Genomic DNA, 19,799 nt, shown 5'->3' on the forward strand with positions numbered 1-19,799 from the left:
GTTCAGCTAACTGGTACTAACGGACGAATGCTTGACCACTTATATTCAACGCTCTTTAGCGAGAGCAGCTGTGAACAACAGCCTGAATTACGAGTAACGATTCAAGATTCTCGAAAATCGTCGACTTTTGCGACACACACAAAATAAGATCTACCAATCCAAATTGAGCTTCGTGAGGCCCTCACGTTTCACGAAGTTCCTTCCGGTGACCATATGGTTGTGGAAACACCTGTTCCCATTCCGAACACAGCAGTTAAGCACAACCAGCCGATGATAGTGCCCACCAGTGCGAAAGTAGGTATCGCCGGATTCATTTAATCAAAACAAGCCCCAGCTTATCAAAGCGGGGCTTTTTTGTTGCGCCCTTGGTAAGTTCTTGCTGATCAACGCGCAACGTGCTACCTACTCTTCACCATCGGGGACCTTACCGATGTCGGACGAACTTCTCCTCGAGCAGCTTAATCCCAATGGTAACGTCCAGGCCGTCGTTGAATCGGCTGGAGGCGTGATTAACTTCTACTTGTGGAGCGATCCCGAGTTGGAAGCACCGATGAAAACCGTTTGGGTTCGCAATCTCGCTCCCGCCCCTGACAAATTAGACGTCGAAGGGATGCAGGAGGGCCGACCGCCGCTGAATCCCATCCAGTTTTGCCGTCATCCCGAAGGATTGGCCGCACCAAATGCTGATGACTTACGAGTTATCTGGCTTCCCGAAGGAAATGGTGCCGCGCTGGTTGAAAGAGAGGAGATTTTGGCCATCATTCCTCCTTGGAGCGGAGTCGATGGCTTTGATGGATTCGCCCGCGATCAAGTGGGTGAAGGGCCGGTTGCCTGGGAGCTAAGTGATGACAACGTTTTGATTAAACGGTTTCGCGACGCCGATGCCTATTGGCAATCCTGGGAGGACGATTCCCCCTGGGGATCGGTTCAGAACCAGCTACTTTCGCAGGTCGAAGAGAGATTTGGGCCACACGAAAAGTATTACGCGATCGATGGTGGAAACTGGCCGCCCAAAGCGCTGGTCCGAATTCCCTACGAGGACGGAACCTTGCTCGTAACACTGGGAGTATCATTGCGGCCGCAACCCAACGTCGAACTCTCACACGAGAATCCGGAAGACTATCGGCGAATCGAACTCGGAGTGTTGCTTCCCCATTCTTGGAACGACGAGCAGATCTTAGCGTTCGGCAGTAATCTCAGCGGCAATGCTGGTTATCCTTGGAGCAACTACACCTGGTTAGGCTCTGGTCACTCGATTCCTTGCTCCCGCTGGAGCGACCCACAATTCTCGATGGCGATTCTTTCCCATGAGCATCCGAGACTCGAGAAACTTGAACTTGGCCCGGTTTTTGGTGATCCGGTGAATCTTCTCTGGTATCTGCCCATCACCGGTTCGGAAAGGCAGATTGCCATTGAAGAAGGTAGCCAACGTCTATTGGAACAGTTGCCGTCCGATCGTTGGCAACAAGCATAGCTCTTTCTTCGCGCCGCATGCCTCGTTACAACTACGGCAATAATCAATCGCATGATACGAATGAGTTGATGTAAGAGCCCCATTACAGTTGGACTAAGGAAATAGTGATGGCAAGGACTTCGATTGGTGGACGTCGACGCGGCAACGGCGCCCAGGCTGTCCTGATTATTTTCAGTGTCATCGGTGTGATTGCCGTTCTCTGTTGTTTGGCATGCGGTGGCTGTACGGTCGGGCTGTTCACCCTTGGGGCCATCTCCGATAGCAACGGTGGATTCAAACAGGAGTTTGCCGACGCAATTGAAAGCCAGGTCGCCGATCTGCCCGACGTGAAACGCGAGTTAGGCGAAATCACCTACATTCGTACTCGGATGTTTGACAGCATTGACGCGGAAGAAGAATTTGAATCGGAAGATGTTTGGGCATTTGACGTTCGAGGCACCGACGGAAAAGGACAAATCTTTGTCGAATGCGTTGATATCGACGATCCCGTCTGTACGCGGCGTATCTTACGAGTCGACGGCCAAGATTTTGATCTAGGGCCGACGCCTCAGATAGAATTCCCTGGCGATTCGAGTGATCCCGATTTGGACGACGTTTTCGCGCCTTTGCAAACAGGCGAGGGAACTGACGCGGAAGTCGACGTTCCTGTTCCTGCGGACGCCAACGATTCTGGCAGTTCCCGAACTGGGCCATCGAATCCCTAGTTGCGGCCATTTTCTCGACGAAAAGCGGGCCAACCGAGCGTAAATCGCAAGCTATCCTTCAGGCGAACTCCGAATTCATTTTCGCCGCCTCAAGGATTCGCCCATCATGGCCACGCCACTCGACTGGCAAATCATCGCCTGCCCTAAGTGTCATAGCAGCCTAGAGTTACACGTAGAGACGTGCAGTTGCACCAACGAAGAATGCCATGCTCAATTTCCATTGAAAGAGGGCGTGCCAATCCTGGTGCGAGGCGATAACAGCGTTTTCGATACCGAATCGTTCATGCGGAAGCAGGAAACTTTTTTCCGCTCGGTCCCGAAGTGGCGTGAGTGGATCAGCAGCCACATTCCCGATGTTTCGTTGAATGTGAATGCGGAGAGGAACGCCCATCAATTGCTTTCCTTGCTTAAACAGCGCGAAGGTACAGCCCGCCTATTGGTGGTTGGTGGCGGCGTGGTCGGTGCTGGCTTGGGCGAAGTTTTGGAAGATCCCAACATTGAAGTCGTCGAGACCGACGTTTCTTGGGGACCGCAAACCCAGTTGATCTGCGATGCCCATGACCTTCCGTTTCAAGACGAAGTTTTTGACGCGGTCGTCGTGCAAGCGGTGCTGGAACATGTGGTCGATCCGGTTCGCTGCGTCAATGAAATCTATCGCGTAATGAAAAGTGATGGCGTCGTGTACGCCGATACGCCATTTATCCAGCAAGTGCATGGTCGGCAGTATGACTTCACCCGGTTCACCCGCCTGGGACATCGCCGCTTGTTTCGCCACTTTGAAGAAATCGATAGCGGCATCAGCTGCGGACCTGGCGTAGCGTTGGCCTGGTCGCTGCGTTACTTCCTGCTCAGTTTCTTTTCCTCGGAAAGGATGCGCGGCATCGTCAGCTTCGGCTCACGCATTTCCTTTTTCTGGCTGAAATATTTCGATTACTACCTCGCCCGCAAGAAGCAAGCGCTGGACGCCGCCTCAGCCTTTTTCTTTTTGGGGAAGAAGAGTCCGTTGATTTTGTCCGACCGGGAGTTGCTTTCGGATTATCAGGGCGGGTTCTAGCAGCCTACTTAACGTCCTCCTTCGGGTACATAACGATTTGTACGACCTTTCCACCAGGCAGGCTGAATAAGATCGCGTGATCCTTATAGTAAATTCGCTGTGCAGCGACATTCGCTGGAACTTGATCAGACTCTTTGTCTGGCTTACCGAAAGCGGCGATCACTTCTTCCCGGGTCGAACCGATCCCAATTCCTTCCGCTGACTTGCCAGGAAAGTCATGCCGTTTCAGGTTCGCTGCATCGGCGGGATTTAAGATTATCAACCCGATTCGATCGGGCCTGCGTCCGGTCAAACAAAACTGTACTCCGATCGAAGGATACGACAGGTAAGTATCGAACTGGTCGATCTCTGGCTCTCCCATAATGGCAACCAGTTCATCGCGAGACATGCCAAAGGTTACCTGGCCTACGCCAACGCCTGGCTTAATCACCAGCTTCGCGGCCTCATCCCGGGAAAGTGGCTCTTTCAATTCTTGCTGGCCAAACTCCTGATATCCTTCCGGCACTTTCAGATCGAATTTGGATTCATCCAGCACCAAATCAAACTGCGCCTCATCAATCACAAATGCCTCGTCAGGGGAAGTCTGGGGAATAATTTTCATTCGGACAGGAAGTTTCGTGTTTGGATCAGTCCAGACCTGAATTTCGACAGGCACGCTCTTCCCGTCAACTTTCCACTCGGTCCTCCCTTTCAGCCCGGGATACCTTTTACCGTCTGGCGCCACATAGTCGTTCACCGGTTGGGTTGCCGAGGCCGCCAGTTCGCGAAAAGTTTGCACCAGATCGAGCATGAATAAAGGGGTATTTCCTTCGATGTGATAGGCACTTTTCTCAACATGATCCATTTGAATCGACTTTTTGGTCGCAGCATCCGCAATGGCTTCGCTTCGTCCGTCGAACGAGACAAAACGCATGCGATCTCCCCAAACGGTCAACGTGCCACTACCTTCTTCCATGATCACTTTGCCCTGAAAAGTCTTCGTTTTCTCGACTTGCTGCAGCACTTGGGCAAAAGCGGTCGTGGGAACACTCAGGTGCATCCAATAGAACGCTGCTATCCCCAGCAAGATCGAAGCGGCTAGGGCGGTCTGCACAACCCATCGCCTTCTGTCCAACCGTCGATCAACTGGAGAGGGCATGTGAACTGACTTTGCATCGATTAAATCGTCAGAAACAATTGAAACAGGAGTCGACTTCATCGCTTCGATCGCGGCATCTAACAGATCGTCAGGAGACTGAAAACCATGTTCTTTATTCATCGCTTGGTTCTCCCTTCCGGGGCATAAACAGATAGTTTCGCTTGCAGCGACTTGCGAGCGCGAAACAGAAGTACGCCCAAATGATTGACGGTCACCCCCATCGCCGCAGCGGCATCTTCGCACGAAACGTCTTCGATCGCCGTTAACACGAACGCCGTGGCTTGTTCCTGAGGGATTTCGGCCAGAGCGAAGCGTAGCGATGCGCGAAGTTCCTCTTCTTTCAGAACAGCTTCTGGGCTGAAAGATTTCGCCGAGGGCACGGCATCAGGCTCAACCATTGCCGTTCTGGCTCGTTCGCGAATTCGGCGCCGTACAAAATCGATCGCCCTGGCCGCGGCAATCTTTTTCAGTAACGCACTCGGATTGCGAACCGATGCATTACCGCCAGTCTGGGCGACAAATTGCAGGTACGCTTGCTGAAAACAATCAGCCGCGTCGTGTCCGTCATCGCCCAACAGCCGGACGATGACAGACCACACACTTTGGCCATGCTGCCGCAGCAATGCATTTTCGGTTGAATCGATCGATGGCGAATCATTCACACTTCAGGCTCCTTGCCCTGTAGGTCGCCTGAGTTTCGCTTTCATTACAGGCTGGCTTCTTTTTTTCTGTGAAGCCAGTCTATCCCGGCCCGACCGTGTGGAAGACGTCTTCGATCCACCACTGTATGTATTGCGAAATGACATTCAGGTGATCGAGGCGGATCAGGGGATAGTAGAGCAGCACGATGTAATAAAAGCCGTCCCAACCGGTTGCATTGCGTAGCCAGAATGCCAAGCCAATCACGGGACCGCTGCTGAGCAGGTACAGAATCGGCAAGGCGACGACGATCACAATTGCCGTTGGCAAGCGTTTCGCTTCTTTTGATTCGTCCATCTCGATTCTCTCTGCACGAATCGCCACTGTGATCGTGGCGAAGGCTAGTCGTCCTCGCTCATTGCCGCCAGCATTCGCTCTAATAATTCCATCGGCAGGCCAACGACGTTCGACAAGCTTCCTTCATCGATACTCACCCACCCGGTGAGATCTTGAATGCCAAATGCGCCTGCTTTGCCCTCCCATAGTCCCGAGTCGAGGTACTCTTCGATTTGGTCGTCGGAAAGGTTTGCCATCTTTACGGTCGTTCGATCGACGTCGAGCTTTATTTTGTCAATGGGGCGGTGCCACAAGCAAATCGCCGACCAGACGAAATGATCTTGTCCGCGCAGGGTTCGCAGAATTTCGCCGGCGTGGGCTCGATCGCGTGGCTTGCCCAGGGGTTGGCCATTGAGTTCCGCCAAGGTGTCTCCGGCCAGGACGATGCCATTTTCCACCCGGTAAGCGACGTCGGCCGCTTTTTCTTGGGCAATTCTTAGAACGGAGTCACGCGGCAGTTCGTCTTCCCGGGGAGGCGTTTCGGCGTGAGGATGCGGTGTGACGACGGTGACGTCGTAACCAGCCTCTCGCAAGAGGAGTTGTCGACGAGGAGACTGACTGGCCAAAATGAGGGAAGTCTTGGAATTCGCCATCAACAAACCTAAGGAAGTTACTGCGTTGTCTCGCTTGGAAGTTTTGTACGAAGATAACCACCTGATCGTCATCACGAAACCGGCAGATTTGCCGACGATGGGGGTCAGCGAGGGAGAGACGAGCGCAGTTACCTTGGTGAAGGATTACCTGAAACAGAAATACAACAAGCCAGGTAACGTGTTTTTAGGGGTGGTCAGCCGTTTGGACCGAATGGTCACCGGCGTGCTGCCGTTTGCCCGCACCTCGAAAGCGGCTAAACGGCTAAACGAGCAGTTCCGGGAGCGAACCACCGACAAACGTTATCGGGCGATCGTCACGGGCCAGGGGAGTATCAGCCCCGGTAAATTGACCGATTGGCTACGTAAAGACGAAAAAAAACACCGTATGATCGCTTCCCGGCACGAAAATGCGGGTGGCCAAAAGGCCGAATTGATGGTGGAAAGTGTTCAGGAGGTTTCCTCGGGTTTTTTGCTCGATATCAAGCTGCTGACCGGTCGCAAACACCAGATTAGGGTCCAGCTTTCCAGTCGCCGCTTGCCAATACTAGGGGATCGCAAATATGGCAGTTCCGCCCTGTTCCCTGCAGGAATTGCCCTGCATGCGGCTCAGCTAGATATTAATCACCCGGTTTCCCGTGAAAAGCTATCTTTCTCGTCTCCTTTACCTGAGAGTTGGCGGAACTTTATTTAAAATAGGTGGTTAAGAATGACGGAACGGAAAACATACTCAAAGGAAATTCCGCTTTTTGCGGAATAATGTTTCGCTTAGTCTCCCCAAGCAGGTTTACCGAAAGTTAAAATATCGAAGCCTGAAGCCTCTTTTTTTACTGACCAAACGGTGCCCAGCTCGCAAACCAAGAAATTCCGAGATTCTGCCATCGCCAGCGGCCTTGTGACTGCCAAGCAGCTCGAGGACGCCATGAAGAATCTGCGCGAAAACTCGCTGAAACACGAGTTTTCCGACGAGGAGCTTTCCGAGTACCTGATCACTGAAAACCTGCTGACGCAGTATCAGGCCGATCAGTTATCGAAAGGGCTCACCAAGCTCACCCTCGGTCCATACGTCATCACCGATTGGATCGGCCAAGGTGGCATGGGGCAGGTCTTCAAGGCCGAGCACAATTTCATGGGACGTGAAGTTGCCATTAAGGTGCTGCCGCAGCAACGTTCGACTCCGGAATCGATCGGACGCTTCTTGCGCGAAATCCGCATGCAAGCTCAGCTCGATCATGCCAACTTGGTCCGCGCTTACGACGCCGGTCAGGATGGCAATGTGCACTTTTTGGTAACGGAATACGTGCCAGGCACTGACCTGCGTCGCTTGGTGCGTGCCAAGGGCCATTTGAATCAGCACCAAGGGGCGAGCATCATTTCGCAAGCGGCCCGCGGTTTGGCCTACGCCCACGAAAAGAAGCTGATTCACCGCGATGTGAAGCCAGGTAACATTTTGGTCACCCGCGATGGGACGTCGAAGGTCTCCGACCTCGGTCTGGCTGACTTCATGAACGACAATTCCGAGGAATCGAAACTCGGTAAGATTGTCGGCACGATCGATTACCTGGCCCCTGAACAGATTCGCAATCCGCACGATGTATCTGCCAAGTGGGATATCTACTCCTTGGGCTGCACGTTCTATTACGCGTTGACCGGAAAGGTTCCTTTCCCCGGCGGCAATGTCAAAGACAAAGCCCGTCGTCACTGCGAAGAACCACCGCTCCATCCGCATCGCTTCAATCCGACGATCGATCGCGAATTGGTTGAAATCATCGCCGAGATGATGGAGAAAGATCCGCTGCGTCGGATTTCGTCCGCCAGCGAAGTCGTCGCCCGGCTAGAACCGTGGGCTTCCGACCATCGTGCGTCTGATTTCACCGGCCAGCCGATCAAATCGGCCTGGCAACCGCCGCCGCCCGTATATTCCGGTTCGGAAGGTAGCCGGTTGAACGATACCGAGGCAGGCTCGAACATCTACGAGCTTTCCGAGTCTGGCTCAGAGCAGGGAAGTCAGTATTCGCAGTCGACGGTTCAGTCGTTGATGGCTGACCAAGATACGAAAACGATTCGTGAAAATCGTCGACCTTCCAGCGGACCGCCACCGATTCCGGTCATCACCCGCTATACGCGCCGCGAGAAGCAACTAATCATGGCACTCGTCTTCGGCTTACCCGCTTCTGCCGTATTTGGTGCGATTGTGGCTTACGTAGCCACGGTGCTTAGCCGTGGTTAATATCACAGCGTGAAGCGACTTGCTCAGATCCGCTTACTTGAGCAGGTCAAACGTTTGCTTCCGCAATCAGCTTCGCACAGGCATGGCGGTCATTCGGCAATCCTGCTGCTCGGAACCACGTTCGCGCGTTGCCGAACAGCGGATCCCAAAGCTCGGTTTTTTCGACGAGAGCCGACAGGAAACGTTTTTGCGATTTGGTTTTAATAGCGCCATCGCCGTCTGGAAACGCCGCAGCGAGGAGTGGTCCCCAATCGAAGTCGACACACGACTTCTCCGTGATGTCGACAACCGCGATTGCGGCTTTGATCAGGCGATTGAAGTCCGTAACCTGCGCGACGAGATGACGCACGATTTGAAAACGTGGATAAAAGATGAACTGCGGAGGTCTCTCTTCAAACCAATTGTAGACTTGGCCCGCGTTCTGCTCCAATATGTCGATCAGTTCGTTAATAGCTCGCGGATTGGTTGCCAGTTCGGGAGCAAGTGCCGCGCACATGCGCACCGCAGGGGAAGGATCTTCGAGGAAGTCCTCCGGCGCATAACCAACTTCCCCGAGAGAAAGCACATGAGCGCTCCTTTCGTCGGGGGAGTGAGCGGCGCGGGCTAAGGCAAGTAGTTTTGACGTGATCTCTGTCTTGTCGGCATCAGATGGTTGTAGTTTGGCGAGGATCGTTTCGCCCATGGCGGCTAAAGCTCGTAACCGAGCATGTTCGCTGTCCATTTCCTTCCGCATGACTTGCGATAGAACCGGAGCCGCGTCGATACAGCCCAAACCTGCCTGGGCATAGAACGCGTTCGCGGCGTCCTCGTCTTCGTACATCGCATACTCGTCGTCCGACTCTAAAAACGGCGTAAGATCGAACTGAACCATGCGCTGCAGTTCTTTCTTATTTCGATTAGCGCTCTCCGCCGCTTCAGCCACATCGACTAAGAAGTACATCAGGTCGACCTGTAGCGTTAAGTCTAGTGATCTCTCTTCATCCAAGAGGAAGCCCGCGACGACCAACGCCACCGGCCCGGTGGCCGTCCAGGGAGTTCCTTGATGCATGATCGCCGAACCCAGATGCGAAACGGCTGCACGGCGGGCTTCTTGGTCGTCGCCAATTAGCGCTTGTAAATGCTGTGGCGTATCGCTTGCTGGGCCATATGCGTGGTGAAGCTTTGGCCAATCCACGTTTTCGAGAGCAAGCAGACCAGTCAGCATGGCAGCACCTTTCCTCCAGGCATCGCAACGAACCAAGTGCGAGATCCCGAGGAATTTTAGCGGTCGGCGTGCCACCCAGCAATGTTTCGAGCAGCGGGCATCCCGCTACTACTTCTTGCCGGTTGCTTTTTCCAACTGAGCCGAGAGTTCGGATTCGACGAGAACGCTCTTGTCCTGGGCGACCAGACGTTGCCCTTTCTCAAACAGGTCGTCAATGCGGCGTTTGATCGTTGGGTCGAGATTGCCCTCCAGGAACTGGCCTTTCGCGGTTCGCAGGTCGAAAGCCAGTTCATTGACCGTGCGTCCGGTACGGAGCTCGTCGAGCCACTTCTTAGCACTCTCGAGGTCGCCTGAATCGATCTTGCGCTGTACACGTTGAGCCAAGATTTGGCGACGGGCCATCGTATCGACCAATTGATCGCGCCAGCCTTCCAGGAAGCCTTCGGCGAGCAAACGGGGACTATCGTTAGTAATCCGCGCGGTCGACTCTGGTTCGTAGCCTGGGACCATCGGCAGACGTGCCAGGAGGTTACCACCACTTCGCACGTATAGCAGCCGCACCGCGTTGTCAGGGTTGGTAGGAATTTTGATGTAGCCGTTTGGATCGGACGAACCAATCAGTGTGGCACCGTCCGGATCTTTCGAGTAGATCTCGTAGCCAGCCAACGGAACTTCTTCGGCCGCTTTGTCGACCAATTGCAATCGCGTGGTCATATCGGCCGGGCGAATACCGATTGCGATTCGCTGGGTTCTAACATTACGTCGACCTGGCAGTGGCGTGTTGAAACCAGAAACCATCGTGCCGTGAAGTTGCAGTCCGTCGTTTTCTTCGCAGCTGATGTAGGTCCACGGCATGAACATAATGCCGTTTTCTTTGATCAAGTTTCCTTGGCGATCGTTACGACGAAGAACGGGCTGAAACGCTTCGCCAATCGCAACCGTGCCAGGAATGAAGTCAGGGTAGGGGACCTCTTGCTGATTGACTGCCGCTGGCTTTCCCCAGTCGATCGGCGAGTCGTCGGCTGGCGGGATGAACTCGACCGCGTTGGCATATTCTTGCTGCCGACCAATTCCCTCTTCTTCGATTAAGCTCGCCGCTTTCAGCCCCAACTTGACTTTTCGTTTGTCGACATTGTCGATACGTGTCAGCGGTAGGAACTTCTCATAAACTAGCTTCAAGGTTTCGCTGGGAAGCAACTCACGCTGCGAGACAGAGGTCTTGTGAGCGCTGCCCCAACTGTTGGTCATGCTGTCGTATTCGCGGAAATCGATCTTCCAGATGGCATCTCGCTTGATCGAAATTAGCATCACGCGGTCCCACTGATCGGCAATGATCTCATGGGCTTTCAATCGTTCGACAAAGCGGTTGGGATCGGCATCGGATCGGTACCAGCGTGTCAAGTCGATCGGCGAATCGGTAATGGTCGTTTCCCAGACCGAACCACTGGAAGCGTAGCGAATCTGTTCAAGGTCTTGGGCCAACCGCTGGGTGAACGCGGAGTCGACGTGACACGAGGGGTCAAGATCCAACCAAACCAGCGTGCGGAATGGCGACACTTCCCAAGGCCGCTTATCAGCCGCATCGGCCAGCGAAACGAGGGCAAACATGCCCATGCAGGTCGCGAGAAGCAAACGTCGAATTTTCTGCCGGTATGTCATCGTTGGAAAATTCAATTCTGAACCACGTCTAAAACAGGAGCGAGATTCCAGCGTTCCACTTGCTGAAACAAACTCATCGGTTGATAACCAACGCCCCCTAACGAGCGGCGGTAGACAAAGTAGTCGCGTAGCTGAAACAAGGGAATGATCAGCAAGTCGTCGTGCGCCAGGCGATGGAACGACCAGAATCGTTCCCGCACTTCCTGCCATGTCCGAGCATCCCCCAATTGCCGCAGGGCCAATTGGAAATACTGCGTCTGGTGATTTTCCGGCACGTACGTCTGAAACATGCGAGGAATATCGACCAGCGGTTCGGCGATCTGCACTTCGACGTACAGCAGATCGACGTCAGCTTCTTCAGGATCGGTCACTTCGGGGCTGACGACTTTCAATTCAACCGGTAAGCCCAGACGCTTGTAGTATTGCACCAACGCCAGGCAGGTTTGCCGGGAGACTTCCGAGTTGGGATGGCCGATCACCAGCTTTTCAAGCGTGGGAACCGGCTGCATATCCTCTTCGGCTTCCTTCTTCAATTGAATCTCTGCCAGGCGGCGAAGCGTGATGCTCATCACCGGTTCGTACTTCCGCGGCTCGATCGAAATATCGTAGCCGTACGAAACGGGATCGTCTGGGCTAACTCCACTGGGAATCGGGCCACTCAGCGTGCGACACCCGTCGACATCGAGTCCACCAAGCAGGCGCGAATTGAGGATCTCTTGCCGATCCATTCCATACAGCAAACCGCGGCGAAAGTCGCGATTCTTGAGGTAGGGCCGGTTCAAGTTTGGGACAAGTATGTGCATCGTCGGAGCTCGGTAATAATCCACGACCAAACCATCGGGCGTTTCGACCGAAAGCCGCTTAGCGGTGGCTGGGTCGAGGTGATCGATCATGTGGACTTCCCCGTTCCGCAGCGAAATCAAAGCATCATCCGACGATTGATACGGGACCAGCAAGATCTCGCTGGGAGACTGCTTGGCGGTTGCTTTTGTTTCCTCGGTGGGCACGAATGCCTGCCCCTCTTCCACGGTGATCGGCTTGTAGGGACCGTTCGGTGGTATTGGGAACGTCCCGAAGTCCTTTTCACGGGGAACGAAGTTGAGCAAAGCCTCAGGACGAACGTGCGGAATTCGCATTCGCATGTCTAATTGGCGAATGTCCTGAACTTCGAGGTTTTCAATCAGCGGGGTCAAGTTCGCCAAAATCGGATCTTGCTTCGACGCAGGATCTTGCAACTGGCGGGACAGATCGAAACCGGTGATCGGAGTCAGGCGGTCTCGCATTACGATCGATAGTTCAAAGCGATCGATCGGACGCATGACGGCTCCGAAGGGGGAAATGTACTCGCCACCTTCCGGACCATAGCCGACAATCTCGCACAGATCACGATAGCTAAGTCGTTTGTTACGACGCCCGGTTGCCGTGAGCGTCGAGTGAGGGGGGCGTGCTTCGCCAGGGGCCAAGGTCGCGATGCGAACTTGCGGATAACGCCGGACAAGGTCGGCGAGCTGTTCCGGACCTTCGCTTATGGTGGGATCGATCGCCAAGGCCAGTTCGGTCAGCTTCAGGGCACCGCGAAGGTTGTCTTTCTCTTCTTGCTTGCGGGCATTTTCGAGCTGAGCTTCAGCCAAACCGGCGAGTTCGTCTCGCCAACGCTTTACCGGTGCGGCGAATGCCGAACCGTAGCTATCCTCGAATCGCTTCATCAGCAGTCGAGCGGAAGCCCAGTTCTTTGCATCGATCTCGGATTGAACCAAGCGTTGCGCGACGCTTTGAATCGACTGCAGGGTGTTGCCGCGGCTGGGGAAGCGATCGTGGGCTTCTTCCAACATGCCAAGGGCTTCGTCCAGGGCGCCCGTGTTGTAACGCTCTAATGCGTTCTGGACGAGTAACTGTTCCAGAATTTGTTCGGTGCCTGGGTAGCCAGGGTATTCGGCCTTCATTCGCTGCAGGTAGCCAAACACGGCATCAAACTCTTTTGCTTGCAGCTTGGCCTGGGCATCTTCCATGAGCAACTGCGGGAATGTTTGATAACGCTGGATTGCCTTCCAAGAGATCTGGAATTTGCGACCTGGCAGATCCAACAGTTCGACCTGGAACGCTCCGGTTGGATTCGCTGGGGGTCGCCCGCCGGGGAAGTCGAGTGGCTTAATCCGATATTGTTGGACCTTGCCTCCGGCATTGACGGTGATCAAGTCGTACGGATCACGTTCCACGAGCGGCTTCTTCATTTCCGCCGGGATCTCAGGCGTTTCCTTCTTGGCCGCTTCGTCGGCTGCTTTGACCGAAGCAACTGCCAAAAGTCCGCCCAGGAAGCTGAGCAGGAACCAAGTGAATATCGAACGCGATTTGTCTCGAGTCGCTAACACTATTTCGCGTCCTCCACCGGAATGCGGTGCAAAGTGCCATCGTAACCGTGAGCCCACAGTTGATCGTTGCTCCAGGATAGGCCATCGACCAGTGGTTCGCCCACATCGAACGTTTGCACCACTTCGCCGGAATTAGCATTCAGAAGCCAGACTTCGCCTTGAGCAAAAGAGACGGCCAACTTGTCACCGATCGGCAGCGGGCCGCTCACGACCTGACGTCCTTCCAATGGGCGAGACCACGCCAAAGTGAAGTCATCTTGAATGGCCAACAGCCCTTCGCCTGCGGTCGCACAGTAGACGCGACCCTTGGCCTCTTTTGGTGGGTAGATTACGTCGCTCTTGATCTCGATCGATGGTTGCTCAGCCATTTCAGGCAGCTGGAACAATCGCAACACGTCGTGATCACCCTGACTGCTAACGCCAACCAGCATCAAGCCGGCGACGGCCATCGAACCGCTCATGCTTTCGCCCAGCTTAACCTGCTCCAGCGATGCCAGATGGGGCTCTGGCGTATCGAGGATCCCCAAACGATACAAGCTGTTCAGTCGATCGGACAGAATCACCGAGGGCTCGCCGCCACCAACTGCGACTGGCGGTGCCCATTCGACTTGTTCCCCGAAGGCCAATTCAGGCTGATAAGGCTGCACATCCGCCGCACCGGTGATCGGATCGACCACCAAGATCTGGCCCATTTTCGTGGGTACTAAGACATGCTTGTTCCACAAGAGTGGTGGACAATCGCGAGGTGTTGAAGGAATCTCCCAGGCGATCAAACGGGCCGTCACTTTCCCGTTGGTCGTGTCGACGACCAACGAACGGGTTTCGTCGTTGGGTGGATAGAACACTTGGTTCTTCGGGTCAACGGCAGCGGCTCCCATGAATTGGTAATGCTGCGTTGTCACGTCGAGTTTGGCTTGGGTCTTATCGACGATTTGGGAGGAACCAGGCTCCACGTTTGGCAGATCGAATACGGCACCACGCGAGGTCACCACCAGCGGCGACTTAGCGCCTTCCAACTTAAAGGCCGGACCGGCAGTTGGCGTGCCAATGGTTGTCTCCCAGATGTTGGTCAGCTTGTTGGCCGCGATTCGTTGAGACTGGACCACGAACCCGAGGGCATCCGAATTACGACGAGCATGGATAATCTGATCGCCCACGATCATCGGCGGAGCGACGAACGTATCGCCATCATGATCGACCATCTTCCGCACGACGGAGCCCCGCGAAAGCTGCATCACATAGCGTGTCATCCGGTTGCCACAGACCCATAGTGTTCCGCGATCGACACCCGTGTAACCGATGATTGGATCGGCACTGTCGGACTTCGTAGCCGCGACCAGACGAACTGGATCGTCCTTGGTTGCCATGTTGACTTCATAGATCAACACTTCCCCTCGATCGTTGGTCACGACAACACGCGAATCGGAAATCGAAGGATTGACCACCACGCGTCCAGGTTGACGAATCGTGTCTTGGGTAAGCTTCGCTTGACCACCCCCAGCACCGACGCTGTAAAGATGGACGAAGCTGAATTCGAGGCCAGCATTCTCGAACAGGAATAGGTGACGCAGCGTCCCGGTCGGAGCAACCGTAATTGTCCCGACTTCGTGCCCCACGGGAACAACCTCGACACACTTCAAATCCTTGGTCGAAAGCGCGAACACATTGGAGTGCTCAGCCACAACATAGACGCCCGCAACTTCCGAAAGCATCCCAACCGGGGCCGCGACTTTTTGTGGCAAGGTGACCGCCGCTTCAACTTCGCCCGAATCACCCGATAGCTTCCAGACTTTTCCATCAAGCTCGGCTAGGTAAATCACGCCATCGAGCACCTGCGGTCGGAAGAGTTCGCTACCGAAATCTTGTCGCCAAACCAACTTGCCGGTTCGCTTGTTGATGGCCAGGAACTGGTTGCGGGTCGAATCAATGAGGCCGGCAAGCGATTGACCATCATTTGAGGTCCAAGTGATCGCTTGAGCGTCGTTCGCCACGCCGACGTACCGTCGCCACAGCAAACGTCCAGTGTTGAGTTCCACCGCGTAGGCGGTTCCATCCAAGCGAAACACGGCGACGTCCGAATTTGGATCGGCAGGAAGCGCTGGTTCGTGCTGGACGAAGGTCAATTGGGCGAACGTACTGTCCATGGCAGGATCGTCCGTGGCCGGGGCAGGGAAGTCCGAGATCGGCGTAACCTGGTCGACCAAAGACGTGGCAGCCGTTGAGACCGCCTTGTTAAGCGCCTCGTCCGTTCGCAGCCCTGGGTAGCCATTGAGCAGCGACCGTCGTAGTTGATAAACCTCCTGAAACTTGCCTTCCGCGGTCGCTTTTTCGATGGCGGCCAGCGTTTCATTGCGAGCTTGATCCCGTTCGATATCGCGACGGACACGAATCAAATTCATCTCAATCGAATCGATCCGTGATTGCTGTGCCTCGCGAAGCGAAGTTGGCAGGTAGTTAGGATCGTTGACCAGTTCCATCGAGGCACTCGCCAATTCCGCGAGGTGTTTTTTCTTGTCTAAGTCACTCGAAAGCTGAGCATTCTCAGCGAGCCCGCCTGCGATCTCTGGTAACAGGCTTGCCAGCTCGGGGCGAGCTTCGTCGAACGCCGGCAGCGTATCGATTTCGGGCAGCACTTTCTGCGTGGTCGTCAAAGCCGATTCCCAGTTCGCACCACCTTCCACGGCATGCCATACGCTGGACATCCCGTAACGAACTTCCGCCAGGGGAGCGTTCGGATGATCGGGGAATCGCTCGATGAACTTCTCGTATTCGGTCGCTGCTTGAACATAGGAACCACTGCGGTAGCTTTGCTCGGCCGCTTGGAACATTTCGTCGCCGCTGTCGAACATCAGCCAGAAGTAGAGCAAGCCACCCACCAACACCAGCAGAACCAACCCTCCACCCCCGAAAAGCAGCAGAGGCGAATCCCACTGATTCTTCCGGGTTTCCTTTTTGGTGTGGCCTGACTTCTTCTTTTTCTTCTTCTTGCCTTTGCCGGTCTCTTCTTCTTCGCCGCCGAGTGGGTCGCCTTCTTCCTCTTCGGTACCAAAGCCGCTTCCACCGAGGCCGAGAGGATCGTCTCCGCCCATGGCGTCGCCAGATGTGGGGAAGTCGTCCAGGCCGCCGAGATCGCCGCCGCCGAAATCTTCGGCAGCATCATCGCCGGCCCACTTGCCTGAGGTTTGACGTCCGGAACTCGCACCGATCGAGTCGGCCTTAACGCCTGACTTGACCTCAGAAAGCAGCTTCTTCGCTTGGTACTTGGTCAAACGCTGCTTATCCAGCAGAAACTGCACGAGTTCCTCGATCGTCATGTCCAAGCTGCCGGACGCAAGCTGGCGACGGATGGCGGAGATCTGGTTATCCGCCATGTAGTCGTGGGCTTCGATCAGGTCGAGGAGGTCCGAAATGTTCATCGTGGCTATTGGTCTCTGCTAGTGAACGTATCTGGTAAGCGAAAACAAGTTGTCAGCGGAGCGTCACATGTCTTCTTCCGTCGACTGCAAGCGAATCGAGTCGACCCCGGCATCCATGCCTGCGTCCAAGGCCGTGACGACCTTCTCGTGCAGACATTCTTCATGGGCGATAACTAACAACGTGCGTGGCGGTTTCGAGGGATTGGAATCGCGAGCCGCACGAACCTGGCGATACAGTTCCTGTTCGCTCGGTGCTTCTCGTTCCTGGTCCCATGCGGCACAACCAACGTAATAGGTGTTGTACGAGTCGATCCGCACCAGGATATTGTCCGGATCGTCTTCCGGTTCTTCCTGCTGCGTCACACTGCTAGGCGAATTATCCTTCGGGGCGGGGATCTGCATCGATTTCTGAATCTGAAACGATGCCGTCACCATGAAGAAGATCAGCAGCAGGAATGTCACGTCGACCATCGGAGTCAGGTCGAGCTCGCCATCTTCCCCTTCGCGTTTCTTTGTGAAACCGACCGGGGCTTCTTGGGCCGTGACGCTTTCGTGCGGAGCTGCTGGTGCGGCTGAACGCTTTTCGATGACGTCCAGCTCGGTCAATTCTTCCAGTTTTTCTTCATCCGAATCGTCAAAGCGAACCGGCTTAGGGACTTCCAGTCGCGTGTCACATTCGGAGCAGTATGTCGTCCCGCCGACCATGTCGAAACGGGCCGTCAGCGACTCCCCACATGCAGGACAGCGGAATCGGAAATGATCGTGGCTAGGCTTCATTTCTTCTGATACTCCGTCCCGATGTAGACGTGCTTCACCTCTTCCACGGCACCGGTTCGCAGTGCGGCCAGCATGATTCGATTCACTTCGCCGGAAGCAACTTTGCCGTCAGCTTTGACCAGCAAGTGGACCTTCGGTACGCCTCCGTCCGCCTTGCCAGAAAAGAGGCCTTCGATGTAATCGGCGATTTCTTCTTCCTGGCGATTCAAGTCGTTGTCGTTGGTCAGCATGTCAGCACTGACACCATCGCCAAGATAAACCAATGCACGGCCTTCGCTTCCGCCTGGCGTCATCGTCAATACGGCCGAATCGGAAGTCGAAACGCTCGTGCCATTCTCAGCGGTCGGCATGGTGGCCGCACTTTGCTGATCGAGGTTCGAGGTGACGATGAAGAAGATCAGCAGCAGGAACGTAATATCGATCATCGGTGTGATGTCGAGTTCACCACTGTCCGGCCGTTTGCGGGCCGGCATCACTTCCCCTTCGTCAAGTTCCACCATGTGGTCGGACATGCTCCGGTTCCTTTCGTGCTACTCGGAGCCAGCCATCGAATGAGCTTCGACTTCTTCCAGTTCGTGTACCGTCTCATTCGCGATCGCTTCACGAAGAGCGCCTAGGAAGCGTGTCAGCCCGACAGCGACAAGATCTTCCATTTTGCGAATGCGGATGTTGATGCTGTTCAGGCAGAACGTCAGCGGAATCGCAATCACCAGGCCGAGTGCCGTTGTGATGAGAGCCAAACTAATGTCGTTAGCCATCTGGCTGGCTTCCACCTGGGCCGCCGAAGCCAGCTTGGCAAACGCCCCCATCATACCGGTAACGGTACCAAGCAGACCGACCATCGGGGCGCCTTTGATCACGGTGTTGACCCAACTGATGCGGTGATCGAGATCGGCCAATACGTCGCGTTGAAAGCGTTCGACGATCAACTGCTTGACCTGCGAGTAGCCGATTTCGCGGTTCTCGATGGCCAGGTAAGCCAGTTGGGGCAGGGCACGTGGATCGCTTTCGCAAAGCTCGCTGGCTTCCTCGAAATCGCCGCGGGCCAAAGGCTCTTCGACTGCTTCCAGGAAGGCGTCTTGCTGCAACTCGTTTCGGAATCGTTTCTGTGCGACCCGCATCCAAATCACAACGATGCAGTACGCGCCCCACAAGGCGATCAAGGCCAACGCGCCGTACATTGACGTCGCGAAGATACTAGTGAGTCCGGAAATGTCCATGTTGTAGGTACCGCTGAATTCGCTTTCGGCTATCTCGGTTGACGATAATTTTGACGCATGACGAAAAATTCGTATCCGCTACCCTTGGGGCGAATACCAAAGATTGTTTTCTTAATCTCTTGCAAGGGGCGATCCCCCATGTATTGCTGTTCGACGTAAGCCAACAGGTTTTCGGTATCGGCAGGATAGAACTGCATCGGGATACGTCCGCTGGAGCTAACTCCAGCGCGATCGAGCAGGGCGATATCGGCTTGACGTAAGGAACCTGACTTCCAGGTGAAGTACAAACGGTCTTCCTGTTCGCCAGGACCACTGCGGGTACGAACACCGCCTGAGGCAAAATTCGAGGCGTAGTCGATCGTACGCGAACCACCGCCCGCAACGCCGAGTTCAATTTTGAAGAAGTCCAACTGCTTGGCGTAGGTGATCAAATCGGTCGAGGCGAATTCAATTTGCCAACGCTCCCAACGGGGCACTAAGTCAGGGCCGGTACCTTCTGGACCAAGCGGACGACTGTCGCCTTGGCCTCCTTGGCCTGACGTAGTGGTGATGGCGCCTTCGACTGATTCCAGGGAGGCAGCTTGGGAGGTCACGGCATCCGTCACCGCTTCTAGGTTCGCTTCGACTTGCGGTTCGAGAACTTCTTCCAGTTCTTCCAGACCTGGTGCTTCCAGGTCTTGGGCGACCCCTTCGGCATGATCACCACGGCCAGCTGCCGGTTCGACGATCACCGGGATGTTCACCGGAGTGTCCCAGTTGCGGGTCGTTAGATAGATGACAAACAAAACCGTTACGCCGGTGGCGACCATTACCAGCAAAGCAACGAGCATGCTTGAGACTTGGTCGTAGGCGGAAACCTTAGCCAAGTCGCCATGACGTGCTTTCGGCTTTTTCTTCTTTTCAGAGGCTATCGTGGCCATGAAATCTAA

The 19,799-nt window shown here is 54.8% G+C and carries 17 protein-coding genes and 1 rRNA gene; 6 read left to right on the forward strand and 12 right to left on the reverse strand.

Annotated features, from left to right (window positions below):
- Positions 1–201: 201 nt before the first annotated feature.
- The 4 genes from rrf to C5Y83_RS10985 all read left to right on the forward strand — a co-directional run bounded on the left by rrf (position 202) and on the right by C5Y83_RS10985 (position 3,232).
- Positions 202–310 (forward strand): 5S ribosomal RNA (gene rrf / locus C5Y83_RS10970).
- Positions 311–430: 120 nt separating this feature from the next.
- Positions 431–1,474, forward strand: coding sequence for a suppressor of fused domain protein (locus C5Y83_RS10975; RefSeq protein ID WP_105329731.1), 1,044 nt, complete (start codon positions 431–433; stop codon positions 1,472–1,474).
- 107 nt (positions 1,475–1,581) lie between these two features.
- Positions 1,582–2,178, forward strand: a complete 597-nt coding sequence (locus C5Y83_RS10980) for a hypothetical protein (RefSeq protein WP_105329732.1) — start codon at positions 1,582–1,584, stop codon at positions 2,176–2,178.
- A 106-nt stretch (positions 2,179–2,284) separates the two neighbouring features.
- Positions 2,285–3,232 carry a methyltransferase domain-containing protein gene (locus tag C5Y83_RS10985; protein WP_105329733.1) on the forward strand — a complete coding sequence of 316 codons (948 nt, stop codon included), beginning with the start codon at positions 2,285–2,287 and terminating at the stop codon, positions 3,230–3,232.
- A 4-nt stretch (positions 3,233–3,236) separates the two neighbouring features.
- Here C5Y83_RS10985 and C5Y83_RS10990 read toward each other — a convergent pair whose 3' ends face one another.
- From C5Y83_RS10990 to C5Y83_RS11005, 4 genes are all read right to left on the reverse strand, one after another.
- Entirely contained in the window at positions 3,237–4,490 is a 1,254-nt protein-coding gene (locus C5Y83_RS10990) for a hypothetical protein (protein ID WP_105329734.1), read from the reverse strand.
- The gene (locus tag C5Y83_RS10995) at positions 4,487–5,032 is read right to left on the reverse strand and encodes an RNA polymerase sigma factor (protein ID WP_105329735.1); all 546 of its coding nucleotides are present in this window, start codon (positions 5,030–5,032) and stop codon (positions 4,487–4,489) included. The genes C5Y83_RS10990 and C5Y83_RS10995 overlap by 4 nt, the downstream gene beginning before the upstream one ends.
- A gap of 79 nt (positions 5,033–5,111) precedes the next feature.
- Complete coding sequence (locus C5Y83_RS11000; protein WP_105329736.1) at positions 5,112–5,366, reverse strand: hypothetical protein; 255 nt, start codon at positions 5,364–5,366, stop codon at positions 5,112–5,114.
- A gap of 44 nt (positions 5,367–5,410) precedes the next feature.
- Positions 5,411–5,998, reverse strand: coding sequence for a Maf family protein (locus C5Y83_RS11005; protein WP_105329737.1), 588 nt, complete (start codon positions 5,996–5,998; stop codon positions 5,411–5,413).
- A gap of 25 nt (positions 5,999–6,023) precedes the next feature.
- Here C5Y83_RS11005 and C5Y83_RS11010 point away from each other — a divergent pair, with 25 nt between their 5' ends.
- Both C5Y83_RS11010 and C5Y83_RS11015 read left to right on the forward strand, forming a co-directional pair.
- Positions 6,024–6,689 carry an RluA family pseudouridine synthase gene (locus tag C5Y83_RS11010; RefSeq protein WP_199195027.1) on the forward strand — a complete coding sequence of 222 codons (666 nt, stop codon included), beginning with the start codon at positions 6,024–6,026 and terminating at the stop codon, positions 6,687–6,689.
- Positions 6,690–6,917: 228 nt separating this feature from the next.
- Positions 6,918–8,225 carry a serine/threonine protein kinase gene (locus tag C5Y83_RS11015; protein ID WP_233207189.1) on the forward strand — a complete coding sequence of 436 codons (1,308 nt, stop codon included), beginning with the start codon at positions 6,918–6,920 and terminating at the stop codon, positions 8,223–8,225.
- A 46-nt stretch (positions 8,226–8,271) separates the two neighbouring features.
- Here C5Y83_RS11015 and C5Y83_RS11020 read toward each other — a convergent pair whose 3' ends face one another.
- The 8 genes from C5Y83_RS11020 to C5Y83_RS11055 all read right to left on the reverse strand — a co-directional run bounded on the left by C5Y83_RS11020 (position 8,272) and on the right by C5Y83_RS11055 (position 19,790).
- Positions 8,272–9,429: a hypothetical protein gene (locus C5Y83_RS11020; protein WP_105329740.1), complete on the reverse strand. Its 1,158-nt coding sequence runs from the start codon at positions 9,427–9,429 to the stop codon at positions 8,272–8,274.
- Between the two features lie 108 nt (positions 9,430–9,537).
- Positions 9,538–11,088 carry a hypothetical protein gene (locus tag C5Y83_RS11025; RefSeq protein WP_146117739.1) on the reverse strand — a complete coding sequence of 517 codons (1,551 nt, stop codon included), beginning with the start codon at positions 11,086–11,088 and terminating at the stop codon, positions 9,538–9,540.
- 11 nt (positions 11,089–11,099) lie between these two features.
- On the reverse strand, positions 11,100–13,457 hold the full coding sequence (locus C5Y83_RS11030; protein ID WP_105329742.1) for an ABC transporter substrate-binding protein: 2,358 nt from the start codon (positions 13,455–13,457) through the stop codon (positions 11,100–11,102).
- Positions 13,457–16,873 (reverse strand): PQQ-binding-like beta-propeller repeat protein, encoded by a 3,417-nt coding sequence (locus C5Y83_RS11035; protein WP_105329743.1) that lies wholly within the window; start codon positions 16,871–16,873, stop codon positions 13,457–13,459. The genes C5Y83_RS11030 and C5Y83_RS11035 overlap by 1 nt, the downstream gene beginning before the upstream one ends.
- 63 nt (positions 16,874–16,936) lie before the next feature.
- Positions 16,937–17,650: a biopolymer transporter ExbD gene (locus C5Y83_RS11040; RefSeq protein WP_114304678.1), complete on the reverse strand. Its 714-nt coding sequence runs from the start codon at positions 17,648–17,650 to the stop codon at positions 16,937–16,939.
- The gene (locus C5Y83_RS11045) at positions 17,647–18,162 is read right to left on the reverse strand and encodes an ExbD/TolR family protein (protein ID WP_105329744.1); all 516 of its coding nucleotides are present in this window, start codon (positions 18,160–18,162) and stop codon (positions 17,647–17,649) included. The genes C5Y83_RS11040 and C5Y83_RS11045 overlap by 4 nt, the downstream gene beginning before the upstream one ends.
- Positions 18,163–18,180: 18 nt before the next feature.
- Complete coding sequence (locus C5Y83_RS11050) at positions 18,181–18,870, reverse strand: MotA/TolQ/ExbB proton channel family protein (protein WP_105329746.1); 690 nt, start codon at positions 18,868–18,870, stop codon at positions 18,181–18,183.
- 29 nt (positions 18,871–18,899) lie between these two features.
- Entirely contained in the window at positions 18,900–19,790 is an 891-nt protein-coding gene (locus tag C5Y83_RS11055; RefSeq protein ID WP_105329748.1) for a hypothetical protein, read from the reverse strand.
- Between the last annotated feature and the right edge of the window lie 9 nt (positions 19,791–19,799).

Origin of the sequence: Blastopirellula marina (genome assembly GCF_002967765.1) — a bacterium.
Lineage (GTDB): Bacteria > Planctomycetota > Planctomycetia > Pirellulales > Pirellulaceae > Bremerella > Bremerella marina_A.